Below are 21,113 nucleotides of genomic sequence, written 5' to 3' on the forward strand. Positions count from 1 at the left end.
GTAAACGCAAACATTATTGGCTGACTTGCTGAAGCAGGCCAAGCCATGCGGCTCTATCGTCGACCGCTCTTCTTCCACGGACGCCCCGACATGTTCTATTTACTGCTGACCCTCTTCGGCTGCCTGACCGGCATCACCGCCGTGCTCTTCGGCTTCGGCGGCGGCTTCGTCGTGGTGCCGCTGCTGTATCGCCTGCTCACCGCCAGCCACGGCGCCGATGACCCGATCGGCCAATCGGCAATGCACATCGCGGTCGCCACTTCGACCTGCGTGATGATCGTCAACGCCCTGATCGCCACCGACAAACATCGCCGCGCCGGCAACCTCATCCGCCATTACCTGTGGCCGTTGGGTGGGTTTATCGGAGTGGGTGCGGTCGTTGGCGCAATAGCGGCGGTTTGGGTCAGCGGCGACGTGATTCGCTACGCATTCATCGGCTACCTCGGCGTGACCATTGTCGATTGCCTGCTGCGACGCGGATTCCTCACGCAAAACGCAGACGTCATCCCACGCCGACTTGGCGCTATGGAAACTTCCGCAGGCGGTGTAGGCATCGGCGCCATCGCGACGTTTCTCGGTGTAGGAGGCAGCGTCATGACCGTGCCGCTGTTGCGCCGTTGTGGCTTGAGCATGTCGCAAGCGACGTCCATGGCCAATCCGTTGAGTGTGCCGGTGGCATTGGCCGGGACGCTGACGTACATGGCGTTGGCCGGGTTCAGTCAGGCTGACCTGGGCGCGTGGTTTGTCGGGTATGTGGATTTGCTGGCGTTTGCGGTGCTGACAGTGGGCTCGCTCATCGGGATTCGCTTGGCCGCGCCATGGATTGGGCGGATTCCGGATCGGGTGCATGCCTGGGTCTATATCGGGTTGCTGATTATTGTGCTGCTGTGCATTTCGCTTAAATGAACCATTGCCAGGCGACAGCGGAAGAAATCAAAATCGATGACCGAGCGTTGTCCTCCAGCAATGACCAGAGAACCAGGATGTTGATCTTCAATTGCACCGAAGCCGCCAGTAAGTTTTTCAGTCGTGTTCACAAAGGCAAAAAGATCACGCCGGTGGACGCTAATCCGCCGTCCGCAATCATTGAAGATGATGAGCTGAGCGGCGCTGACGAGCAGTGGCTGGTGCACGCGATAACGGTACAACGCAAGCATGTGTTACTGGTCATTCACGTCCAGACCCGTTATTGCCTGATTTTCGCTGATGCGAAAAAGGCTGACACAGAAGAATTTGTTGATCGATTTGTGGATCGTTGGGTCAAGGGGATAGTGATCAACGCCCATCATCATGACCTCGGGCAGTGGCTTAACCCGGAGTTGATGTTGGCGCGGCTGAAACAGACTTGTGAGCATCAACGGTTCTATCGGCGTAGTCATCGCAGCGCGCAAAAACACATTGATGAGATTGCATGGATTTTCCAGGACAAGGTCGCCCATACGGGTTCTTTGCCACCGGATGAAATCACAGCGATGGTATTTGACGAGCAAATGAATGACACGCCCAGGAACAGCAAGGGCGCCAAGTCCTACTACTTTCCGGATGAGGAAATGGCGCTTCACTGGCTGCGTCATTACTGCTTTCTTGATGACGTCCAGCTTCATGCTGCCAAGGAACGTCGCCAACAAATGGCTCGGGAAATAGCAGCCCTCGAGCACGAAGCCTGGCTTGAAAAGTACGAGCAAGAAAACTCGAATAGTTAAGCGGCGCCGGCCATAATCCGCAGCGTATTTTTAGCGCCGGCGCCTGTGTGCCGACGCGTTCTCCGACTCCTTCAAGGATTGATTCATGCTCAAGGGACTGATGCGCCTGGCGCCATATGCCGCGGCGCTGTTCACACTGATTTCCACTGCCCATGCCGAAGATGGCCGGCGCGTATTTACCGGCACATTGGGCAAGACGGCGATTGTTGTTGAACTCAACACCACACAGCCGGACGAAGTCACCGGCCGCTATTTCTACGAGAAATATCATCGCGACCTGGCGCTCAGCGGCTCGCTACAAGACAGCACGTTGAACCTTGTTGAAGGCAATAACCGCTACGGTGACGACAAGCCGCTGCCGACCTTGAGACTGGAAGAAACCGGCAACGGCTGGCAGGGCGAGTGGCAAAGTCCGAAGGGCAAGAAACTGCCGGTGAACCTCACCGAGGCCAAACTTACCGCGCCCACCTCAGCAACTTTACCTTTCATTGCCGCACTGCCATACGGCGAGCCTTACGAGTATTTGCGCCTGCAGGGACTCAAGCTCAAACCGGCGAAGAAAGAAAACTTCATGGGCTACGACCTGCAATGGTGGACCGAGCCTGAGACAAAGATTTCGCTCTTCAGCGTGGAGTCCGGATTGTCGAAAGATGATCAGCAACGGGTTAACCAGCAGTTGCTCGGGCGCCTCTGGAATGAAGTCATCAGCTATCACGGCTGCCAATCACAGGGCGGGGAGAACGTGGAGTTCATGCAGCAGGCAGAACCGAAAATGATCTCGCCAGCCGTGGTCAGCCTGAACATCTCAACCAGCTATTACTGCGGCGGCGCGCATCCTGATTTTGGCGATTCACCCCTCAACATTGATGTAAAAACTGGCCACCCATTGTCACTCGAAGATGTCTTTTGGGTAGGTAAGGGCACGCCGATTTTGCATGCCGAGCGCGACAGCCTGGGCGATAAGCCTCTGAGCAAGACCGAAAGTGACGCGCGTTATCAGTACGTAAGCAAAGAGTTGGTACCTTGGGTAATCAAGCAATTCACCGCCCTGTACCCCACAGAAATGAAGAAACCGACGGGAGATGACGACTGCAACTTCCAGGATGAGAGCATCTGGGGCACTTCACCTTGGTACTTCACCGAGAAGGGCTTGTACCTCGGCGCCTACTTCGCTCGCGTGCAACGCTCTTGCGACAGTCCTGACTGGTCGATCCTGCCGTACTCCGTCGTCAAACAACACCCCGGCGCCGTCAACCTACAACTACCCCAAGGCTAACCGTCACTCCAGGCCCGGCGCCTCACGAATAATGAAGTGATCCAGGTTCTCGATATTGGCATTGAAGACCTCGAAAGGCTTTTCGGGGTTCTTCTTGCCGGGCACCTGCTTCAACTCCGGCGTCACCCCATAGAAGAAACAGAACAACGCCTTGTCGCTATCCACCGCATGCTTGATCTCTTCCAGAAACGCCTTACGCTTGCGGTAGTTGTCGATCAGCTTCTTGTTCAGATAAACGCTGACCGGATACGGCTTCTTCTTACTGTCCTCGGGCTTCTTGAACCAGACCTTCTCTACGAAATCGATGCGAAAACTGGCACCACTGTGGAAGTCCTCGATCTTCTTGATTCGCCCCCAGTAAATCAGCCCCTTGTTGTCCGTCAGATACTCGATCTTCTTGAAGAACGAACTGTACGGCCCCGAATGCTCGCCGACCTTCAACGGCATCCGCTTAAGCAACTCCTTGTCCGCGAAGTTGGAAACAAAACACTCCACCGGATGCGCAAACACACTGGTCTTGTCCGGCGCCGACTCACGCCCCGCCGACTCTTTACCACCGTCCGCCGCCACCCGCACCGGATCATCACGCAACACATCCGCCGCCCCCGCTGGCGCGACAGGCTTGCGCACATACTCACGCCGGGTCAGCAACAACTCTGATGGGAAGTGTTCCTCACGCCCGTCATCCACCTCGCCATCCGCCGTCTCAACGCCAGACGCTGAAGCCTTCAAACTCACATACGGACAACCCGCCACATGCTGCGTAGTCGGCAGATTCTTGAAGTGCGGCGTGCGCACGTAATTCACGTTCTTGGCGTTGAACGTACCCAACTCGTTGGAAGCCTCGAACGCCGAACGACAGGCATCGTTGGGGCACTGGAAATGTTCCTTCGCAGAGTCAAACGCCACCGTCTCATCGAAATTGAGATCGCGAACATCATAGATCGACAACTTGTCGTCGAGGCTGAGGCAGTAGGCGAGATCGAATTTCATGGTGGGGCTCGGATCCTTGAGTGGGGGTGGGGTATTAATAGCGGGAGGCGGCGCGGGTTGCACTGATTGTTTTCAGGATGATGCGGGATTTGTGGGGGCCAGCCTGCTGGGGATTCTCGGCATCAATCCTCACACCGACATCGCAGGCCACGCATCACCCTGTGGCGAGGGAGCTTGCTCCCGCTGGGCTACGAAGCAGCCCCAAGCATTTGGAGACACAAAAATCCGCTGCTTGAAAACTCAAACAGCGGATTCTGAAACCATCAGCCTCCACGCAACAATCGTGAAGCCTTGCGCCACCAGGACTCATGACGATTAAACGGATCATTCGCCAACATACAAGGCATATCCCGCAAGCGAATCCACGGCTCATCCTGCCAGTGCAACGTACTCAGCGACATCTGCGGCCAACTTAAAACACTCAACGTCGGACGCTCCACAGATCGCGACGGTCGAGCATCACGCAGCGTTGGCACAACCTGAAGCGTCACCCACTCACGAAGCTGTCGGTACTCAGGACAGTAGTGATAGATCAGCAAGGCGTACACGCCGGACTCACTTACCATCCACTGTTCTTCGGTTTCGCCGAAAAGCTCTACCCACATCAACTGACGCTGATCAGCATCGAGTTTGCGTAGCTGGCGCTCATCAAGATGTTTGCCCATCAATCGGCCCAGCTCATGGACACAGAACCACGCCTGGTTCTCCACCAGAACGGCATGCAGGTGTGTTTTGTTGCGAGTAAATCGAGTCGGCAAAAGTGGCTCAGACATGGCGGGCCTCCGGAGTCGGAAGCGACGAGGGCGTTCTATGGGTACAGCGATTCACCTTCATCATGAAGGTTTGATATCCAGGCATTTCCATTTACCTCTGGCTGCTTTCTTAGGGCATTCGTTAGGGTGTCGGGAGCTAAGAAACCCACCAGAGACGGGCCGGACATATTCCCCTTTCGGGTCTTGTATTCGCCCACTCCCGACATAACGGGATTTTTCGCAGACGTAGGGAAACCGCAGACGAAAAAAAGCCGCATGACTATCGGGTGCGGAAAACCGCTCTGGTTTGTAGAGTTTCTTAGGCTCGGAGCTGAGGGTAGGGGCATCAGGGATGGTCGTCAACCAGCGACTTTTCCTACTGGTAATGAGGCGAAAGGAAACCTGGACAAAGACACAGAGTAAATTATGCTGTGTTTATATCCAGTACTCGATTGCCATCGAATCCCGCAGCTCCCGTATCCGTGTCGCCAAGTCTCATCTCACGGAATCCAGGAAATTTCATTTACTTTGAAATTCCGCGGGATAGAATGGTGACCATTCGTCACAGCTTTGACCCAGAGGAATTTCGGGCTCATGAATCTTTTTGAAACACCGTTGTTTGAATCCTTGAGCGAAACAACCTCTGCTCCCTATGAATCTGAAACTCAACCAGCCATTGATCTTGCGCTACTGCACAAGTTGCTAGAGATCTACGATCAGGGGCAGCTCGCCGAAATTCTCAACGGTGTCAGCCCGACCCGGTGGTGCAGAGAAACTATCAATCGCTGGGTGAAGGGGAAAGCTTCTCCGGGATTCAACTATCTTGAATTCACGCGCATGGAAGCTCTGCTACCCAAGCGTTTGAATGACAACCCCTCCTTCACCTTCATTGATCTCTTTGCAGGCATTGGCGGTATACGAAAGGGATTTGAAGCCATTGGTGGCGAATGTCTTTTCACATCTGAGTGGAATAAGTACGCAGTCAAAACCTATAAAGCAAACCATTACTGCGATCCAGACCGTCACCGGTTCAATCTGGATATTCGAACGATCACCCTTTCAGATAAACCTGAAATCAGTGATGAGGAAGCCTACAGGAACATTGATCGCAAAATTCCAGATCATGATGTCCTCTTGGCAGGTTTTCCCTGCCAGCCATTTTCACTAGCGGGTGTTTCCAAGAAGAATTCCTTGGGGCGTAAGCATGGTTTCGAATGTGATACACAAGGCACACTCTTTTTCGACGTGGCCAGAATAATCGCGGCTAAAAGGCCAGCAGCATTTTTACTTGAAAACGTGAAAAACCTTAAAAGTCACGACAAAGGTAATACTTTCCGGATCATCTGCGAAACATTGTATGAATTGGGATATGAGGTTGCAGATGTAAATGCGCCAAAAGGTTCAGATCCGAAGGTTATAGATGCCAAACACTTTGTACCCCAGCATCGTGAGCGGATCGTGCTGGTTGGTTTTCGCCGTGATCTGAATGTCCACCAAGGCTTCACTCTACGTGACATTAAAAAATTGATACCGAAGCAAACGCCTAGCTTTGGTGATTTGCTCGACAAACATGTGGATGAAAAATACATACTCACGCCCAAGCTTTGGGACTATCTCTATCGTTACGCCGCGAAGCATCGTGAGAAGGGTAACGGATTTGGTTTCGGCCTGACCCGTTCAAACGACGTGGCACGCACACTCTCTGCGAGATATCACAAGGATGGCTCGGAAATTCTTGTTGACCGTGGGTTTGTGGAAACAATGGACTTCAATAGTGAGTTAAATCAGCACTGTCGTCCGCGTCGGCTAACTCCACATGAGTGCTCTCGCCTTATGGGGTTTGATAAGCCTGGGGAGAGTAAGTTTGTAATTCCTGTATCGGACACTCAAGCGTATCGTCAATTTGGTAATTCAGTAGCTGTTCCGGTTTTTGAAGCTGTTGCAAAGCTTATGAAAAGTAGAATTTTGGAGGCGAAGGAAAAGCTAGGCCGCGCCATGATTAATTCAGAAACGGGAGTGAGCTAGATTAGTTAGTGTCGAAGCGTATTTTCTAATCCATAAGGCGCTTTGATATGACAGATACTGTAGATGCCGCTACCCGCTCTCGCATGATGAGCGGTATAAAGGGGAAAAATACTAAGCCTGAGTTGATCCTTCGGCGATACCTTCATAGGAGAGGCTTTCGTTACAGAATTCATCGCAAAGACCTTCCAGGTAATCCCGATCTGGTTCTTGCTTCTTATAGGCTTGCGGTTTTTGTACATGGATGTTTTTGGCATAGACATGAAGATTGTTTTTATGCGTCTGTACCCACCACTAGGCCGGAATTTTGGCAAAAAAAATTCGCAGGGAATGTGGAAAGAGATGGGCGCCATATAAGTCAGCTGATATTGAAAGGCTGGCGGGTACTCATTGTATGGGAATGCGGTCTGAATATTTTGGTAGACGATATGCAGGAAATAGTGGCGTTAATTGGATCTGAGTTGAACTTTATGGTGTGGCCAGAAATAGCGCCGCGAACTAAAAAGTAACTTGTGTCTCAATGCTGAGTAGTAGAGATTTAGGTTTTAGCTGCTGTGGTTCAGATGCTAAGGGTGTAGGGGAGTCTTGGATTATCGATTAGCCAAGTGGCATTAAGGTTGTGAAGAATACCGACCTAGGTTTTAAATGTGCGGCAGATTTAGGTCGGTATATTTTTATTAGCCGCTTTAGTGGAGTCTATTCCAACTCGATTTTATTTTGATTCTGATAGGCCCATCCTCTGGGGAGGAGGGTGCAACCGGTGCCACGCTGCGAGATATTATTCTGATTTTGTAATGTGAGTCGCCATCGTTTCTGCTTATTTCAAAAGTATCACCTTCTGATGCGCCGATTTCACGGAAGTAACTTGTCATGTATGTGACACGATATTCATTTCGTGTGCCTTGCGGGTCATGTAAACGGTTGTTGTAGTAAACGAATCGAAATCGGCGTGGAATTCCCTTATCATCTACACACTCTATCCAAGCGTCTGGATTTTTTATAGTGGAATCTAGAGTTGGTAGGAATTCAAGAAATTCTACTTCCGTTTTAGGAATTAAGATCCCACCCTGATGCCCTCCTGTGGCTCCTACGTCATTTGCGCTTAAGCATTTGTTAAATATTTTTTTCATTCTATTTCCTTGGCGATATTTCTAAAGCCCTTTGAAGGTCAGTTGCATTCTGTTTGAGAGGGTGAATGCTCTCATTCGCCAAATCACTTTTCCAAAGAGATCTTGCAATCATTATTTCTTCGACAGTATCTCTATAGAACAGACGATAAACTGTAACTGGGTTTTTTTGCCCGCGACGATGAGCCCGAGCACTGGCTTGTGCTTCCAGCGCTGGATTCCATACAGGGGTGAAGTGGATAACAATTGTAGCTGCGGTAATGTTCAAACCCGCACCAGCAGCCTTCGGATTTAACACCAAGCAACCGGGGCCGGTATGGTTTGAAAATTCGTCAATTATTGGCTGGCGCGCACTCTGCGGAGTAGAGCCATTTATCGCCCCCCAGTATGCCTCGGGGAAGTCGGTAAAAGCTTGTTTAAGCAAATCTCCAATTCGATTGAATAATGCGAAAATCAAAACTTTCTTACCATTAAAGAATGCCTCGCGCAATAGTAAGATTGCGCGTTCCATTTTTGGTGTTATTAATGGGGACGCGCCTTTGAATGTGATCTCTGCATTCTCTTCTTCATCTTTGGAGTCGTGTGGTAGTCGGAGCCAAGGATGTGCACAAACTAATTGAAGCTGTAGAGTTGCTACTAATGCGCCGGCAATAGGGTATTTTTCGAGGGTTTGCTGCCGAACTTGTAAGTAGTGATCGATAAGTATTTCATCTAACTCTAGCGGGATATCAATGTTTATTCTTTCAGGAAGATCGCTTGCAACATCGCGAACTGTGCGCTTTAAAATGATTTGATCCGTAATGGCCGATAATGACTTGGCCGACTCGATCGTATCTGGATAAGTGTTATCAAATTCACTGCGAGATCCTAATAGCCCTGGTACAGCAAAGTCAGCTAATGACCAAAGATCAACGAGGGAGTTTTCCACTGGAGTCCCTGTCATTGGGATCGAATTTTTTCGCCTGATACTTTGAATAGCTTGCCGTCGGTTAGAGTCTGGATTCTTTATCGCTTGGGCCTCGTCACAAATAACCCATGACCATTCGAGAGATGTGAATATGGATATGTCATTAACAAGTGTATCGTAAGTTGTGATTATAACGTTTGCTATTTGAAGGCCTCGATACGTGCCGCATCGGTTCGGACCTCTGTGTACTAAAACTTCAATGGTTTTTGCGAAATTTGAGAACTCTCGAACCCAGTTCTCAATTAGGCTAGTTGGGCAAACTACTAGTGCTGGAGAGTCTTTCTTTGGAGGGTTTAATAGTAGTAAAGCGATGATCTGAATGGTTTTTCCCAAGCCCATCTCATCAGCGAGAATTAATCCTCCGGTGTGACCGAGTGTTCGATGCATCCATTGAACCCCTCTGGCTTGATAGGGGAAAAGCGTAGCAGTTAAGCCAGGTACCTCGATGTTGTCACTTAACTCATCTGCTTCAATTTTCCCTGACTTTAGGAAAAGATCAGAAGGTTCTATTGAAATGGATGCGTTTGTATCTCGCAGCAGTCTCACCGCTTCCTTGAAAGGAAGGTCGTCGGGGTCAAATCCCTGTAATAAATCGTTGAACAAGTGCGGGGAGTCGTGGGGAATGGGTCTTATTGTTTTTCCATCAACTATCCATGTGTGCTGATTTGTCAGTGGTAAATAAACTGTCTTTATTGAATTTATCACGCGAACAGCACCTAGTCGCGCAACGATTTTTTGTTCTTGTCGGTCTAGAACGATAATTGGGTCGATTAGCCGTTCTGATAAAAGGAAATCTCTAGTAGAGGCAGAATCAATGTCTTCAAATTTTTCAGGGAGGTCTGTGGGAGTAATCATGATCCTTTCCCTACCAAAGCCATTAGCTCATCTATACCTATTGGTATGGGGCGCCTAGTGTGGACAGCACGATGGCAGTTTGGGCAAAGTGGGACTAAGTCTATACGGGGATCATATGGTCTAGGGTTTTCTAGCAGTCCTACCGGCTCAATGTGATGCACTTCAATGATAGATCCTGCTACGCCGTAAACTAAGCTTGGTTCCAGTCCGCAAGCCTTACATTTATCTCCATGTATCCGGATGCAAAGTAGCCTGTTTCGCGGATTGCGTTCTCGGCGATTTACCAAAGATTGAAGGATCGCTCCTTCAAAAGCAGGTATATCTTCGCAAGTCTCCTCTATGACGTCATATCCAATGAGCTCTGCCATAGCAGCCATCACTGGTACGATTACGTTGCGACAAGTACCAATTATCACATTGTCGTCGTGTGGGTCATGTAACTCACGTACTGTGGCGGTAATTCTGAACGACCCGTCTTTAACGAACCAGTCGGAGTCTCCTTCGGAAATGTCCAGTTTTATGTTCTTGTCAATTGACGAGATTAAGGCTCGTGCTAATTGGACATCTTCCAGAGATGCTGACTTTATTTGATTAATAGTGGATTTTGAGTAGCGGCCGAAGGTTAGTTCTACACGGTGTCCTTTAAGTCCATAGGGGCGTAGCTCGGCAATTGGGCCGTGGTGTTCATCTAGGTCAGCGAACCAAATTTTTAAACCAGATTGCACACCACTTCTATCAATATGGCCTGAGATTGCTGCACCAGTCCCCTCGGCTAGTTCATTTAGAATTAAATCAGTTTTGGCTGAAATCATTTTCAATGTTCATCTGTTTGGTTTAGTTCGCTTGGGTCTGGGTCTGGTACGTTTCTCAAGAGCTTACGAAGATTGTTAGAGATTTCATTTCGAATGTCTTCAAAGATCGGTTCGAGTTCCTCGTTAGTGTTGTTTTGCTCGGCTACCGCGAACGCCCACAGAAGTAAGTCCATGCCTTCTACTGCGAATCCATTTGCGGCTGCTCTCAAGTATATTTTTTGATAAAAGTCATGGTGTTTGTTTAAGAGCACTGCTGGAACATATCCGCTTTCCCCTGCGCTTCGAAAAGCTGGTTGCCAGAGTTCACCATTGGTGATGTTTTCAACAGCGTCCACGTGAATAGTGTCAGGGCTAACATTGCTCTGGATTGCAAGTCTTAACTTTATTTTGGCTCCCATATTATTTGATATGGTAGCGGACTGGGTGTCTTGATCTACGGATGTTACATGTGGTTTGCTGGCGTTAGTTGTTTCTGCAATGTTCTTGTTTGCACTAGTGTGATCAATGTTGTTTGTGTTTGCGTTGTCTCTACTTTGTCTACGGTAGCGTCTTCCAGCTTCGCGATAAATTGGCTGTAGAAGAACTCGTAACCCATCTTCCAGGTCAGGATGGAAAAGAATTCTAGATTTTTTCACGTCAATGCGAAATACATCGTCAAGTTCATGAGTGAAGTCGAATTCTATACGGAGTAGCGATGTGTGAGGTTCAGGGGCTCCGAAAACTTCCATCCAACTTCCATCCTGGATTAGTCGTCCCTCTCGATAAACATAAAATCCTTGCGCGCGGTTGGAAATTCTCGCATGGGTTTTCTCTTCTTCTTTTTCCATATCGCTGCGATGTGGAAGTATCCATGCTCGAATAGTTGCGGTTCTTTCCGAGCCGTCGGGTAATTCAACATGCAGTGTTTGTTTTTGTTCTTGAAGGACTTGCTCGGCACGAGCAGGATAGAATGGATTCCAAGGCGTAATAGGCGTTTGGTTAATTACTATGTTGATGTCACGCTCGCGCTTATCAGTTTTATCAAGGAACCGATGGTAAACGAGGGATAGGTGGCGAGAAAGAGTTTCAGCAAGTCGATTTATAGCGGCCTTTTCCTTTGTACCGCCTGGTTCATAATCTTTTGTAAGGATTCTGTCGCATTTTTCCCAAATTACGAGAGTACCTTTAACTCCACATAATTCTTCGAAAATTTCTCTTTCATCTTCGGATACTGGTTCACGTAACATTTCCCAACGCTGTTGTTGGGCGACATGATCTAAGTCCCAAGTCAGCTTCACCAGTTCTTGATCCGAAGCTTTTCTTGAAATCAAAGTGAATTTTAGGCAAACAGAACTCGATGCTGTTTTCAACCCTAGGCCAAATTTTCCCAAACTCTGTAAGTTTTGTCGTTCCGGTGCTCCATATCGCATTGCTTGGCGGATCCCGGCGGCATCCATTCCGTCGCCGTTATCGCCAAAGTACACGAGCTTACGGCCGTCACTTCTGAGGCTGATTTCTACGTTGATTAGGTCTGCATTGGCTGCAATTGAGTTATCGATTATGTCAGCCGTTGCAGTCCTTACATTGTATCCAGTGTCTCGGAGGCCAAAAATAAGCCGCTCCGCATCGGGCTCGTTGAGTAGATCGTGTGGAACGCTCATCCTAAATTCCTTCTTTCAGGTGTTTTTATCTGCCCGCTTCATTGGACAAAAAACGCTGGAGCCAAAGCTTACGATCCATAATAGTAAATGTCTTTTAGCCATCACGCGAACCCAAAATATTTATTCTGTTTGGGACGCACACGCCGCCTAGGCTCAGTACAAGGGGGCGCTAAAAACCTTGCCGCATCCGTATCTTGGGCAAAAAAAAGCCCCGAATACGTCCGGGGCTTTTTGGTCTCTGTCGCCTGATTTATTCGGCGCCGTGATCTAGGCTATGCGCACATTAATCCCAGCTAAGCGCACCACCAGTCTGATACTCAATAACTCTCGTCTCAAAGAAATTCTTCTCTTTCTTCAAGTCCATAATCTCGCTCATCCAAGGGAACGGGTTAGTCGTCCCTGGATATTCCTCTTTCAAACCAATCTGCGACAAACGACGGTTAGCGATGAACTTCAGGTAGTCCTCCATCATCGCCGCGTTCATGCCCAGTACGCCGCGAGGCATGGTGTCACGCGCGTATTCGATCTCCAGCTGCGTACCCTGCAGAATCATCTGGGTCGCTTCTTCCTTCATTTCGGCATCCCACAAATGCGGGTTTTCGATTTTGATCTGGTTGATCACGTCGATGCCGAAGTTCAGGTGCATGGATTCGTCGCGCAGGATGTATTGGAACTGCTCGGCGACGCCGGTCATTTTGTTGCGGCGGCCCATGGAGAGGATTTGGGTGAAGCCGCAGTAGAAGAAGATGCCTTCCAGAACGCAGTAGTAGGCGATCAGGTTGCGCAGCAGTTCTTTGTCGGTGTCTGGGGTGCCGGTTTCGAACTTCGGATCGGAGATCGAACGGGTGTATTTCAGGCCCCACGCTGCTTTCTTCGCGACCGATGGGATCTCGTGGTACATGTTGAAGATTTCGCCTTCATCCATGGCCAGCGATTCGATGCAGTACTGGTAGGCGTGGGTGTGGATCGCTTCTTCGAAAGCCTGGCGCAGGATGTACTGGCGGCATTCCGGGTTGGTGATCAGGCGGTACACGGCCAGGACCAGGTTGTTGGCAACCAGGGAGTCGGCGGTGGAGAAGAAGCCGAGGTTGCGCATGACGATGCGGCGCTCGTCGTCGGGCAGGCCTTCCGGGTCTTTCCAGAGGGCGATGTCGGCGGTCATGTTGACTTCTTGCGGCATCCAGTGGTTTGCGCAACCGTCCAGGTACTTCTGCCAGGCCCAGTCGTACTTGAATGGCACGAGTTGGTTGAGGTCGGCGCGGCAGTTGATCATGCGCTTTTCGTCAACGGCGACACGGGCGGAGGCGCCTTCGAGTTCGGCGAGGCCTTCGGCGACGTCGAGGGAGTTCAGTGCAGCCTTGGCGCGGGCGACAGCGGCCGAGTCGTCGGCGGTCACGGCGCGAGCTTCGATCGCGGCGGCACCGCCAGCGTTGTCGAGGCGGTCCATGTTGGCTTCAGTAGCGTGGCCGGCGTTGGCGCCTTTCACTGCTGCTACTTCACTGTCTTCTTTGTCGAATTCGTCCCAGCTCAGCATGACGTGTCGTCTCCTGCGTGAGGGCCTGTGCCCGTGTGAAACCTGATTGGTTGGTTTTTCACACGGTCGTACAGACCGCGTTGGATGTCGTTTTTTGCAGCGATGCACGCAGGCAAATAAACAGAAATTTTGACGGGTTCCGAGAGCCTCTGATGGGCGCAATCAGCGTTGAACGCTGCTGCGGGGCTTCAGAATGGCTTTTGCTCCCTGTAAGGGAATATTGCTGACCCGTATGGGGCGGCATTATAGGGAAAAAAACACGGCTGTGCTGAGGCGAATCCGCGCATGGAGCGGTCGAGGAGGGTGGTTTTTCGATGAGAGTGAGGGTTTACAGGGCTTTGCCGGGGGAAGATTTTTTTTCGTAAAAATCTCGCAATTGTCGATTTGCTCAAAAAACGAACAAAAAAACCGGTTTTTCACTACATCTAGTGTTTTGCAAGCATTTTTGCCGGCTTCAAACACAACTGAGCCCGACCGAAGTCGGGCTGGAATCGACCCTCAATGAAGCGCTGAGAAGTCCAATTCGGTGCAGTCTCGAATCATCAATTGGTGCAGCCGTTGCCCATCACGCTGTAACGCAGAATGTGGCGCTGACCTTTGGAGTCGTCGTATTCCATTTTGGCTGGAACCACTTCGCAGACATTCGGAACTTCGCTCATGGAAACAACTTTGGCGATGTCCAGGTGTGTGGAGTAAGTGTATTCCTCAACAACCGGTTGTTGCTGTGCGACATCAGTCGGGCCTTCGTTTGCCATGGCGGTTGCACACAGACTGCTGAGGGCCAGAACCAATAAAGCTTTCATTTCAAATTTACCTTTTTGAGGTCGAGTGGGGTCACGCAACCTTTATGGGGTTGCGTGTGTAACTTCATCGTTTGCGGTTATTACTTGAGAGCTGGATTAACGGCCTTCGTGGGGGCTGTAACGTTGTTAATCGCGTTTGCCTTGTCGGCGAGGTGAATTCTAGGGAGGTGGGGCGGGGGTAAACAGAGCGGGTTTTGATAAACACTTTTCACATATTTGGTAACAATCCCCCCCGAAACCACCTCAATCCCCCTGTAGGAGCTGCCGAAGGCTGCGATCTTTTGACTTTGATTTTTAGAGGCAAGATCAAAAGATCGCAGCCTTCGGCAGCTCCTACACGGGCCACCGTGGGTGGGCGAGGGCTTGTTACTACCATCGTCGAATGGTTCTATGGCCCCCGCCCCGTTACAACAGGGTCATACAAAAACAACTATTACACCGAGGTAGGAAAGATGAGTGCGGCTTCTCTGTATCCCGTTCGTCCCGAGGTTCTGGCTAACACGCTGACTGACGAGGCGACCTACAAAGCCATGTACCAGCAGTCGGTCGTCAACCCTGACGGCTTCTGGCGCGAGCAAGCTCAGCGTCTCGACTGGATCAAGCCTTTCACCACGGTGAAACAGACGTCGTTCGACGATCACCATGTCGACATCAAGTGGTTTGCCGACGGCACCCTGAACGTTTCCTACAACTGCCTCGACCGTCATCTGGCCGAGCGCGGCGATCAAGTCGCGATCATCTGGGAAGGCGACGATCCTTCCGAGAGCCGCAACATCACCTACCGCGAACTGCACGAGCAAGTGTGCAAACTGGCCAACGCCCTGCGTGGTCAGGACGTACACCGCGGCGACGTGGTGACCATTTATATGCCGATGATTCCCGAAGCCGTGGTCGCCATGCTGGCCTGCACCCGGATCGGCGCGATTCACTCGGTGGTGTTCGGTGGTTTCTCGCCGGAAGCCCTGGCCGGTCGCATCATCGACTGCAAATCGAAAGTGGTGATCACCGCTGACGAGGGTATTCGCGCCGGCAAGAAGATTTCCCTCAAGGCCAACGTCGACGACGCGCTGACCAACCCGGAAACCAGCAGCATCCAGAAAGTCATCGTCTGCAAGCGCACCGGTGGCGACATCAAGTGGAACCAGCATCGCGACATCTGGTACGAAGACCTGATGAAAGTGGCGGGCACCGTTTGCGCGCCGAAAGAGATGGGCGCTGAAGAAGCGCTGTTCATCCTTTATACCTCCGGTTCGACCGGCAAACCGAAGGGCGTGCAGCACACCACTGGCGGTTATCTGTTGTATGCGGCGATGACCCACGAGCGCGTTTTCGATTACCGTCCGGGCGAAGTTTACTGGTGCACCGCCGACGTCGGCTGGGTCACCGGCCACAGCTACATCGTCTACGGCCCGCTGGCCAATGGCGCGACCACGCTGCTGTTCGAAGGCGTGCCGAACTATCCGGACATCACCCGGGTGGCGAAGATCGTCGACAAGCACAAGGTCAACATCCTCTACACCGCACCGACGGCGATCCGCGCGATGATGGCCTCGGGTCAGGCAGCGGTTGAGGGCGCTGATGGCAGCAGCTTGCGTCTGCTCGGTTCGGTTGGCGAGCCGATCAACCCGGAAGCCTGGGACTGGTACTACAAGAATGTCGGCAAGTCGCGTTGCCCGATCGTCGATACCTGGTGGCAGACCGAGACCGGCGGCAACATGATGAGCCCGCTGCCGGGTGCGCACGCGCTGAAACCGGGTTCGGCGGCACGTCCGTTCTTTGGTGTGGTGCCGGCACTGGTCGACAACCTCGGTAACATCATCGAGGGCGAGGCTGAGGGCAATCTGGTGATTCTCGATTCGTGGCCAGGTCAGGCGCGTACGTTGTATGGCGACCATGATCGTTTCGTCGATACCTACTTCAAGACGTTCCGTGGCATGTATTTCACCGGTGACGGCGCGCGTCGTGATGCCGATGGTTATTACTGGATCACCGGGCGTGTCGATGACGTGCTCAACGTGTCCGGCCACCGTATGGGTACGGCCGAGATCGAGAGCGCGATGGTTGCGCATCCGAAAGTCGCTGAGGCGGCGGTGGTGGGGGTGCCGCATGACATCAAGGGGCAGGGCATTTATGTCTATGTCACGTTGAAGAATGGTGAAGAGCCGACCGAGCAGCTGCGTCTGGAGCTGAAGAACTGGGTGCGCAAGGAGATCGGGCCAATTGCTTCACCGGACGTGATTCAGTGGGCGCCGGGGCTGCCGAAGACACGCTCGGGCAAGATCATGCGCCGCATTCTGCGCAAGATTGCCACGGCGGAATATGACGGCTTGGGGGATATCTCGACCCTGGCGGATCCGGGTGTGGTGCAGCATTTGATTGATACGCACAAGACCATGAATGTTGCTTAAGTAGCCGCTCTGAAAAGAAGAAAGCCCTGTCCGGTGTATGCCGGACGGGGCTTTTTTGTGTCTGCAGGTTTTGTGGTGGCTGGGCTGGCTTCATTGATCGTTCCCACGCTCCGCGTGGGAATGCAGCAAGGGACGCTCTGCGTCCCAGAAGCCGACGCAGAGCGTCGAGGGAGGCATTCCCACGCGGAGCGTGGGAACGATCAGCGACTCAACCAATAATTATCGATCTCCCCCGTAAGACCTTTCCCACTGTTACCCGCTGCTTTCCACGTAACCGAATGTGTAACCGTCCGCCCTGGAGCGGGGCGAAGGGAAACGCATTGCCCCGTTTTAGAGCCTCGAAAGCTCCGGTGAAAAATAAGACACAACGCTGCGCTTGCCGGATTAGAAGGGTTTGCGAATAATAGGCCCGCAATTTGCAGCATAGATCGGTTCACTGTCTTTCGCTCTTGCATGAAATTGCAAGGCTGTCAATGTGCCAAAGTCGCTTTCTCTGTGCATCTGTAATTAGTTGTCGCATTGAAGAAATATCGGCTTCCGGCCTGTCGTTAGAATGCCGATCACTCGCTCATCGTGGCTGACGTTGAAATCTCTGACGGTTTCAATGGGAAATTTCCCACCGATGCGGCAACCGATTTCCCGATTCACCCATTCGCATATTGGGCTGTCGCTCACTCTGCCGTTTTTGCCCTTTACCGATGGAGTCCCGAGATGAAGAAACTTGTGCTGCTTGGCGCCCTGGCACTGTCCGTGCTGTCGCTGAATGCCTTCGCTGACGAAAAACCTCTGAAGATCGGTATCGAAGCGGCTTACCCTCCGTTCGCCTCGAAAGCGCCGGATGGCAGCATCGTTGGTTTCGACTACGACATCGGCAACGCGCTGTGCGAGCAGATGCAGGTCAAGTGTGTGTGGGTCGAGCAAGAGTTCGACGGTCTGATCCCTGCACTGAAAGTGCGCAAGATCGACGCGATCCTGTCGTCGATGTCGATCACCGAAGACCGCAAGAAGTCGGTCGACTTCACCAACAAGTACTACAACACCCCGGCACGTCTGGTCATGAAGGCCGGCACTCAGGTCAGCGAAGGTCTGGCTGAGCTGAAGGGCAAGAACATCGGCGTACAACGTGGTTCGATCCATGAGCGTTTCGCCCGCGAAGTCCTGGCGCCACTGGGTGCCGAGATCAAGCCGTACGGCTCGCAGAACGAAATCTACCTCGACGTGGCCGCCGGTCGCCTCGACGGTACCGTGGCTGACGCCACCCTGCTGCAAGACGGTTTCCTGAACACCGACGCCGGCAAAGGCTTCGCGTTTGCAGGCCCGGCATTCACCGACGTCAAATACTTCGGCGACGGCGTGGGTATCGCAGTGCGTAAGGGCGACGCCCTGAAAGACAAGATCAACGCTGCCATCGCGGCCATCCGCGAAAACGGCAAATACAAAGCAATCCAGGACAAGTACTTCGCCTTCGATATCTACGGCAAGTAACACGTCTCTGCGACAAGTCCGAAATGGCGCAAGCAACAGGATCTCTGCGGTTTGCGCCATTTTTTCATCCCAACTTTCGAGGACCTGAATCATGTTGAAAGGCTACGGGGCTGTCATCCTCGATGGCGCATGGCTGACGCTTCAGCTCGCCTTGTCGTCCATGGCTCTGGCCATCGTTCTCGGGCTGATCGGTGTCGCGTTGCGCCTGTCGCCGGTGCGCTGGCTGGCCTGGCTGGGCGATCTGTATTCCACGGTGATCCGCGGGATTCCCGATCTGGTGCTGATCCTGCTGATTTTTTACGGCGGTCAGGACTTGCTCAACCGCGTGGCGCCGATGCTCGGCTACGACGACTACATCGACCTGAACCCGCTGGCCGCCGGTATCGGCACCCTCGGTTTCATCTTCGGTGCGTACCTGTCGGAAACCTTCCGTGGCGCGTTCATGGCGATCCCCAAAGGTCAGGCCGAAGCGGGCATGGCATACGGCATGAGCAGTTTTCAGGTGTTCTTCCGGGTGATGGTGCCGCAGATGATTCGTCTGGCGATTCCTGGCTTCACCAACAACTGGCTGGTACTGACCAAGGCCACCGCGCTGATTTCCGTGGTCGGTCTGCAAGACATGATGTTCAAGGCCAAGCAGGCGGCAGATGCCACCCGCGAGCCTTTCACCTTCTTCCTCGCAGTGGCGGCGATGTACCTGGTGATCACCAGTGTTTCGTTGCTGATCCTGCGTCAACTTGAGAAGCGCTACTCGGTAGGCGTAAGGGCGGCTGATCTATGATCTTCGACTACAACGTCATTTGGGAGGCGATGCCGCTGTACCTCGGCGGCCTGCTGACCACCCTTAAATTGCTCGCGCTGTCGCTGTTTTTCGGTCTGCTCGCGGCACTGCCGCTGGGCCTGATGCGCGTCTCGAAGAACCCGGTCGTCAACGGCGCCGCGTGGCTGTACACCTATGTGATCCGTGGCACGCCGATGCTGGTGCAACTGTTCCTGATCTACTACGGTCTGGCGCAGTTCGAAGCAGTACGCGAAAGCTTCTTGTGGCCGTGGCTGTCCAGCGCAACGTTCTGTGCGTGTCTGGCGTTTGCGGTCAACACCAGCGCTTATACCGCCGAGATCATCGCCGGCAGCCTCAAGGCCACGCCGAACGGTGAGATCGAAGCGGCCAAGGCAATGGGCATGTCGCGCTTCAAACTGTACAAGCGCATCCTGCTGCCATCGGCCCTGCGCCGGGCACTGCCGCAGTACAGCAACGAAGTGATCATGATGCTGCAGACCACCAGTCTGGCCTCCATCGTGACGCTGATTGACATCACCGGCGCAGCGCGCACCGTCAACGCGCAGTTCTATCTGCCGTTCGAGGCGTACATCACCGCTGGCGTGTTCTACCTGTGCCTGACGTTCATTCTGGTCAAACTGTTCAAACTGGCCGAGCGTCGCTGGTTGAGCTACCTGGCCCCGCGGAAGCATTGATATGGAACGCATCGACCACGTATTGCCGTGGAGCCACCTGGGCAGCGAGCGCAAGATTTCGGTTTTCCGCTTCGGCCACGGCGAGCGCAAGGCCTACATTCAGGCCAGCCTCCATGCTGATGAATTGCCGGGCATGCGCACCGCCTGGGAGCTGAAAAAGCGCCTCGGCGAACTCGAAGCCAAAGGCTTGCTCAACGGTGTCGTCGAACTGGTGCCGGTCGCCAACCCGTTGGGTCTCGGGCAATTGCTGCAAGGCAATCACCAGGGCCGTTTCGAGGCGGGTAGCGGCAAGAATTTCAACCGTGATTTCGTCGAGCTGAGCGCGCCGGTTGCGGCCGCTTTGGCTGAAAGCCTCGGTGATGATCCGCACGCCAATGTGCGCCTGATTCGTCAGGCCATGGCCGATCATTTGGCGGCATTGCCAGAGGCGAGCAGCCAGTTGCAAGGCATGCAGCGCGTATTGCTCAGCCACGCTTGCACCGCTGATGTGGTGCTCGATCTGCATTGCGATGCTGAAGCCGCGCTGCACATGTATGCGTTGCCGCAGCACTGGCCGCAGTGGCGCTCGCTGGCCGCGCACCTGAATGTGCGCGTGGGTTTGCTCGCGGAAGATTCCGGCGGCAGTTCGTTCGATGAAGCCTGCTCGCTGCCGTGGCTGCGACTGTCGCGGCAGTTCCCCGATGCGCAGATTCCGCTGGCGTGTCTGGCGACCACGATTGAGCTGGGCGGCCAAGCCGACACCGGTCGCGCTGAAGCCGAAGCCTATGCTGAAGGTATTCTCGCGTTCCTCGCGGAGCAGGGCTTGATCACCGGCGAGTGGCCGAACCCGGCCCATGAAGCCTGTGAAGGCATGCCATTCGAAGGCACCGAATTGCTCCTCGCGCCGCACCCAGGCGTGGTGAGTTTTCTGCGCAAGCCCGGCGAATGGGTCGAGGCCGGCGACGAGATTTTTGAAGTGATTGATCCTCTGTCCGATCGGGTCAGCACGGTGTGTGCTGGTACCTCCGGGGTGCTGTTTGCCATTGAACGGCTGCGTTATGCCCAACCCGGTTTCTGGCTGGCCAAGGTGGCGGGGCGCGAAGCGCTGCGTCACGGGCGCTTGCTCAACGACTGACTGACTGTTTTTGTGAGAACCGACCGCATGTACAAACTTGAAGTCCAAGACCTGCATAAACGCTATGGCAGTCACGAAGTGCTCAAGGGCGTGTCCCTGAAAGCGGCAGCCGGCGATGTGATCAGCATCATCGGCTCCAGTGGCTC

General features: G+C 52.9%; 18 protein-coding genes and 1 pseudogene. 11 read left to right on the forward strand and 8 right to left on the reverse strand.

The genetic code is table 11. The features are described from left to right. Positions 1 to 90: 90 nt before the first annotated feature. The 3 genes from ACIF4X_RS10645 to ACIF4X_RS10655 all read left to right on the forward strand — a co-directional run bounded on the left by ACIF4X_RS10645 (position 91) and on the right by ACIF4X_RS10655 (position 2,979). Positions 91 to 906: a sulfite exporter TauE/SafE family protein gene (locus ACIF4X_RS10645; protein ID WP_397482073.1), complete on the forward strand. Its 816-nt coding sequence runs from the start codon at positions 91 to 93 to the stop codon at positions 904 to 906. A 77-nt stretch (positions 907 to 983) separates the two neighbouring features. Beyond that, entirely contained in the window at positions 984 to 1,703 is a 720-nt protein-coding gene (locus ACIF4X_RS10650; protein ID WP_397482074.1) for a DUF6933 domain-containing protein, read from the forward strand. An 85-nt stretch (positions 1,704 to 1,788) separates the two neighbouring features. Beyond that, positions 1,789 to 2,979 carry a hypothetical protein gene (locus tag ACIF4X_RS10655; protein WP_397482075.1) on the forward strand — a complete coding sequence of 397 codons (1,191 nt, stop codon included), beginning with the start codon at positions 1,789 to 1,791 and terminating at the stop codon, positions 2,977 to 2,979. Between the two features lie 3 nt (positions 2,980 to 2,982). Here the strand turns inward: ACIF4X_RS10655 and ACIF4X_RS10660 are convergent, their stop codons facing one another. Together ACIF4X_RS10660 and ACIF4X_RS10665 are read right to left on the reverse strand one after the other, a co-directional pair. After that, the gene (locus tag ACIF4X_RS10660; protein WP_397482076.1) at positions 2,983 to 3,972 is read right to left on the reverse strand and encodes a hypothetical protein; all 990 of its coding nucleotides are present in this window, start codon (positions 3,970 to 3,972) and stop codon (positions 2,983 to 2,985) included. Between the two features lie 263 nt (positions 3,973 to 4,235). Then, positions 4,236 to 4,745 carry a Bro-N domain-containing protein gene (locus tag ACIF4X_RS10665; RefSeq protein WP_397482077.1) on the reverse strand — a complete coding sequence of 170 codons (510 nt, stop codon included), beginning with the start codon at positions 4,743 to 4,745 and terminating at the stop codon, positions 4,236 to 4,238. Between the two features lie 573 nt (positions 4,746 to 5,318). Here ACIF4X_RS10665 and dcm point away from each other — a divergent pair. Next, the gene (dcm, locus tag ACIF4X_RS10670) at positions 5,319 to 6,749 is read left to right on the forward strand and encodes a DNA (cytosine-5-)-methyltransferase (protein ID WP_397482078.1); all 1,431 of its coding nucleotides are present in this window, start codon (positions 5,319 to 5,321) and stop codon (positions 6,747 to 6,749) included. Between the two features lie 47 nt (positions 6,750 to 6,796). Then, the gene (locus ACIF4X_RS10675) at positions 6,797 to 7,255 is read left to right on the forward strand and encodes a very short patch repair endonuclease (protein ID WP_397482079.1); all 459 of its coding nucleotides are present in this window, start codon (positions 6,797 to 6,799) and stop codon (positions 7,253 to 7,255) included. A gap of 177 nt (positions 7,256 to 7,432) precedes the next feature. On the opposite strand, the gene ACIF4X_RS10680 is transcribed toward ACIF4X_RS10675, so the two are convergent. The 6 genes from ACIF4X_RS10680 to ACIF4X_RS10705 form a co-directional block, all read right to left on the reverse strand. Beyond that, on the reverse strand, positions 7,433 to 7,876 hold the full coding sequence (locus tag ACIF4X_RS10680; RefSeq protein WP_397482080.1) for an EcoRII N-terminal effector-binding domain-containing protein: 444 nt from the start codon (positions 7,874 to 7,876) through the stop codon (positions 7,433 to 7,435). Between the two features lies 1 nt (position 7,877). Next, positions 7,878 to 9,695 carry a DEAD/DEAH box helicase gene (locus ACIF4X_RS10685; RefSeq protein ID WP_397482081.1) on the reverse strand — a complete coding sequence of 606 codons (1,818 nt, stop codon included), beginning with the start codon at positions 9,693 to 9,695 and terminating at the stop codon, positions 7,878 to 7,880. Beyond that, complete coding sequence (locus ACIF4X_RS10690; protein ID WP_397482082.1) at positions 9,692 to 10,507, reverse strand: HNH endonuclease; 816 nt, start codon at positions 10,505 to 10,507, stop codon at positions 9,692 to 9,694. Before ACIF4X_RS10690 ends, ACIF4X_RS10685 begins: the two co-directional genes overlap by 4 nt. A 2-nt stretch (positions 10,508 to 10,509) precedes the next feature. Further along, entirely contained in the window at positions 10,510 to 12,147 is a 1,638-nt protein-coding gene (locus ACIF4X_RS10695) for an ATP-binding protein (RefSeq protein WP_397482083.1), read from the reverse strand. A gap of 283 nt (positions 12,148 to 12,430) precedes the next feature. Beyond that, a complete protein-coding gene (locus tag ACIF4X_RS10700; protein ID WP_397482084.1) occupies positions 12,431 to 13,681 on the reverse strand; it encodes a ribonucleotide-diphosphate reductase subunit beta in 1,251 nt (416 codons plus the stop codon). 542 nt (positions 13,682 to 14,223) lie between these two features. After that, the gene (locus ACIF4X_RS10705) at positions 14,224 to 14,484 is read right to left on the reverse strand and encodes a DUF2790 domain-containing protein (protein ID WP_397482085.1); all 261 of its coding nucleotides are present in this window, start codon (positions 14,482 to 14,484) and stop codon (positions 14,224 to 14,226) included. Between the two features lie 452 nt (positions 14,485 to 14,936). Between ACIF4X_RS10705 and acs the strand changes: the two genes are divergently transcribed. The 6 genes and pseudogenes from acs to ACIF4X_RS10735 all read left to right on the forward strand — a co-directional run. After that, positions 14,937 to 16,892, forward strand: a complete 1,956-nt coding sequence (gene acs, locus ACIF4X_RS10710) for an acetate--CoA ligase (protein ID WP_034153332.1) — start codon at positions 14,937 to 14,939, stop codon at positions 16,890 to 16,892. 711 nt (positions 16,893 to 17,603) lie between these two features. Next, on the forward strand, positions 17,604 to 18,377 hold the full coding sequence (locus ACIF4X_RS10715; RefSeq protein WP_122598705.1) for an ABC transporter substrate-binding protein: 774 nt from the start codon (positions 17,604 to 17,606) through the stop codon (positions 18,375 to 18,377). Between the two features lie 91 nt (positions 18,378 to 18,468). Beyond that, positions 18,469 to 19,158 (forward strand): ABC transporter permease, encoded by a 690-nt coding sequence (locus ACIF4X_RS10720; protein ID WP_007912702.1) that lies wholly within the window; start codon positions 18,469 to 18,471, stop codon positions 19,156 to 19,158. Next, positions 19,155 to 19,853, forward strand: a complete 699-nt coding sequence (locus ACIF4X_RS10725; protein WP_007912703.1) for an ABC transporter permease — start codon at positions 19,155 to 19,157, stop codon at positions 19,851 to 19,853. The genes ACIF4X_RS10720 and ACIF4X_RS10725 overlap by 4 nt, the downstream gene beginning before the upstream one ends. A gap of 1 nt (position 19,854) precedes the next feature. Next, on the forward strand, positions 19,855 to 20,967 hold the full coding sequence (locus tag ACIF4X_RS10730) for a M14 family metallopeptidase (RefSeq protein WP_397482086.1): 1,113 nt from the start codon (positions 19,855 to 19,857) through the stop codon (positions 20,965 to 20,967). Positions 20,968 to 20,994: 27 nt separating this feature from the next. Further along, positions 20,995 to 21,113, forward strand: a pseudogene (locus tag ACIF4X_RS10735) (histidine/lysine/arginine/ornithine ABC transporter ATP-binding protein); the annotation flags it as partial.

It is taken from the genome of Pseudomonas sp. NPDC085632, from assembly GCF_044541255.1.
Lineage (GTDB): Bacteria > Pseudomonadota > Gammaproteobacteria > Pseudomonadales > Pseudomonadaceae > Aquipseudomonas.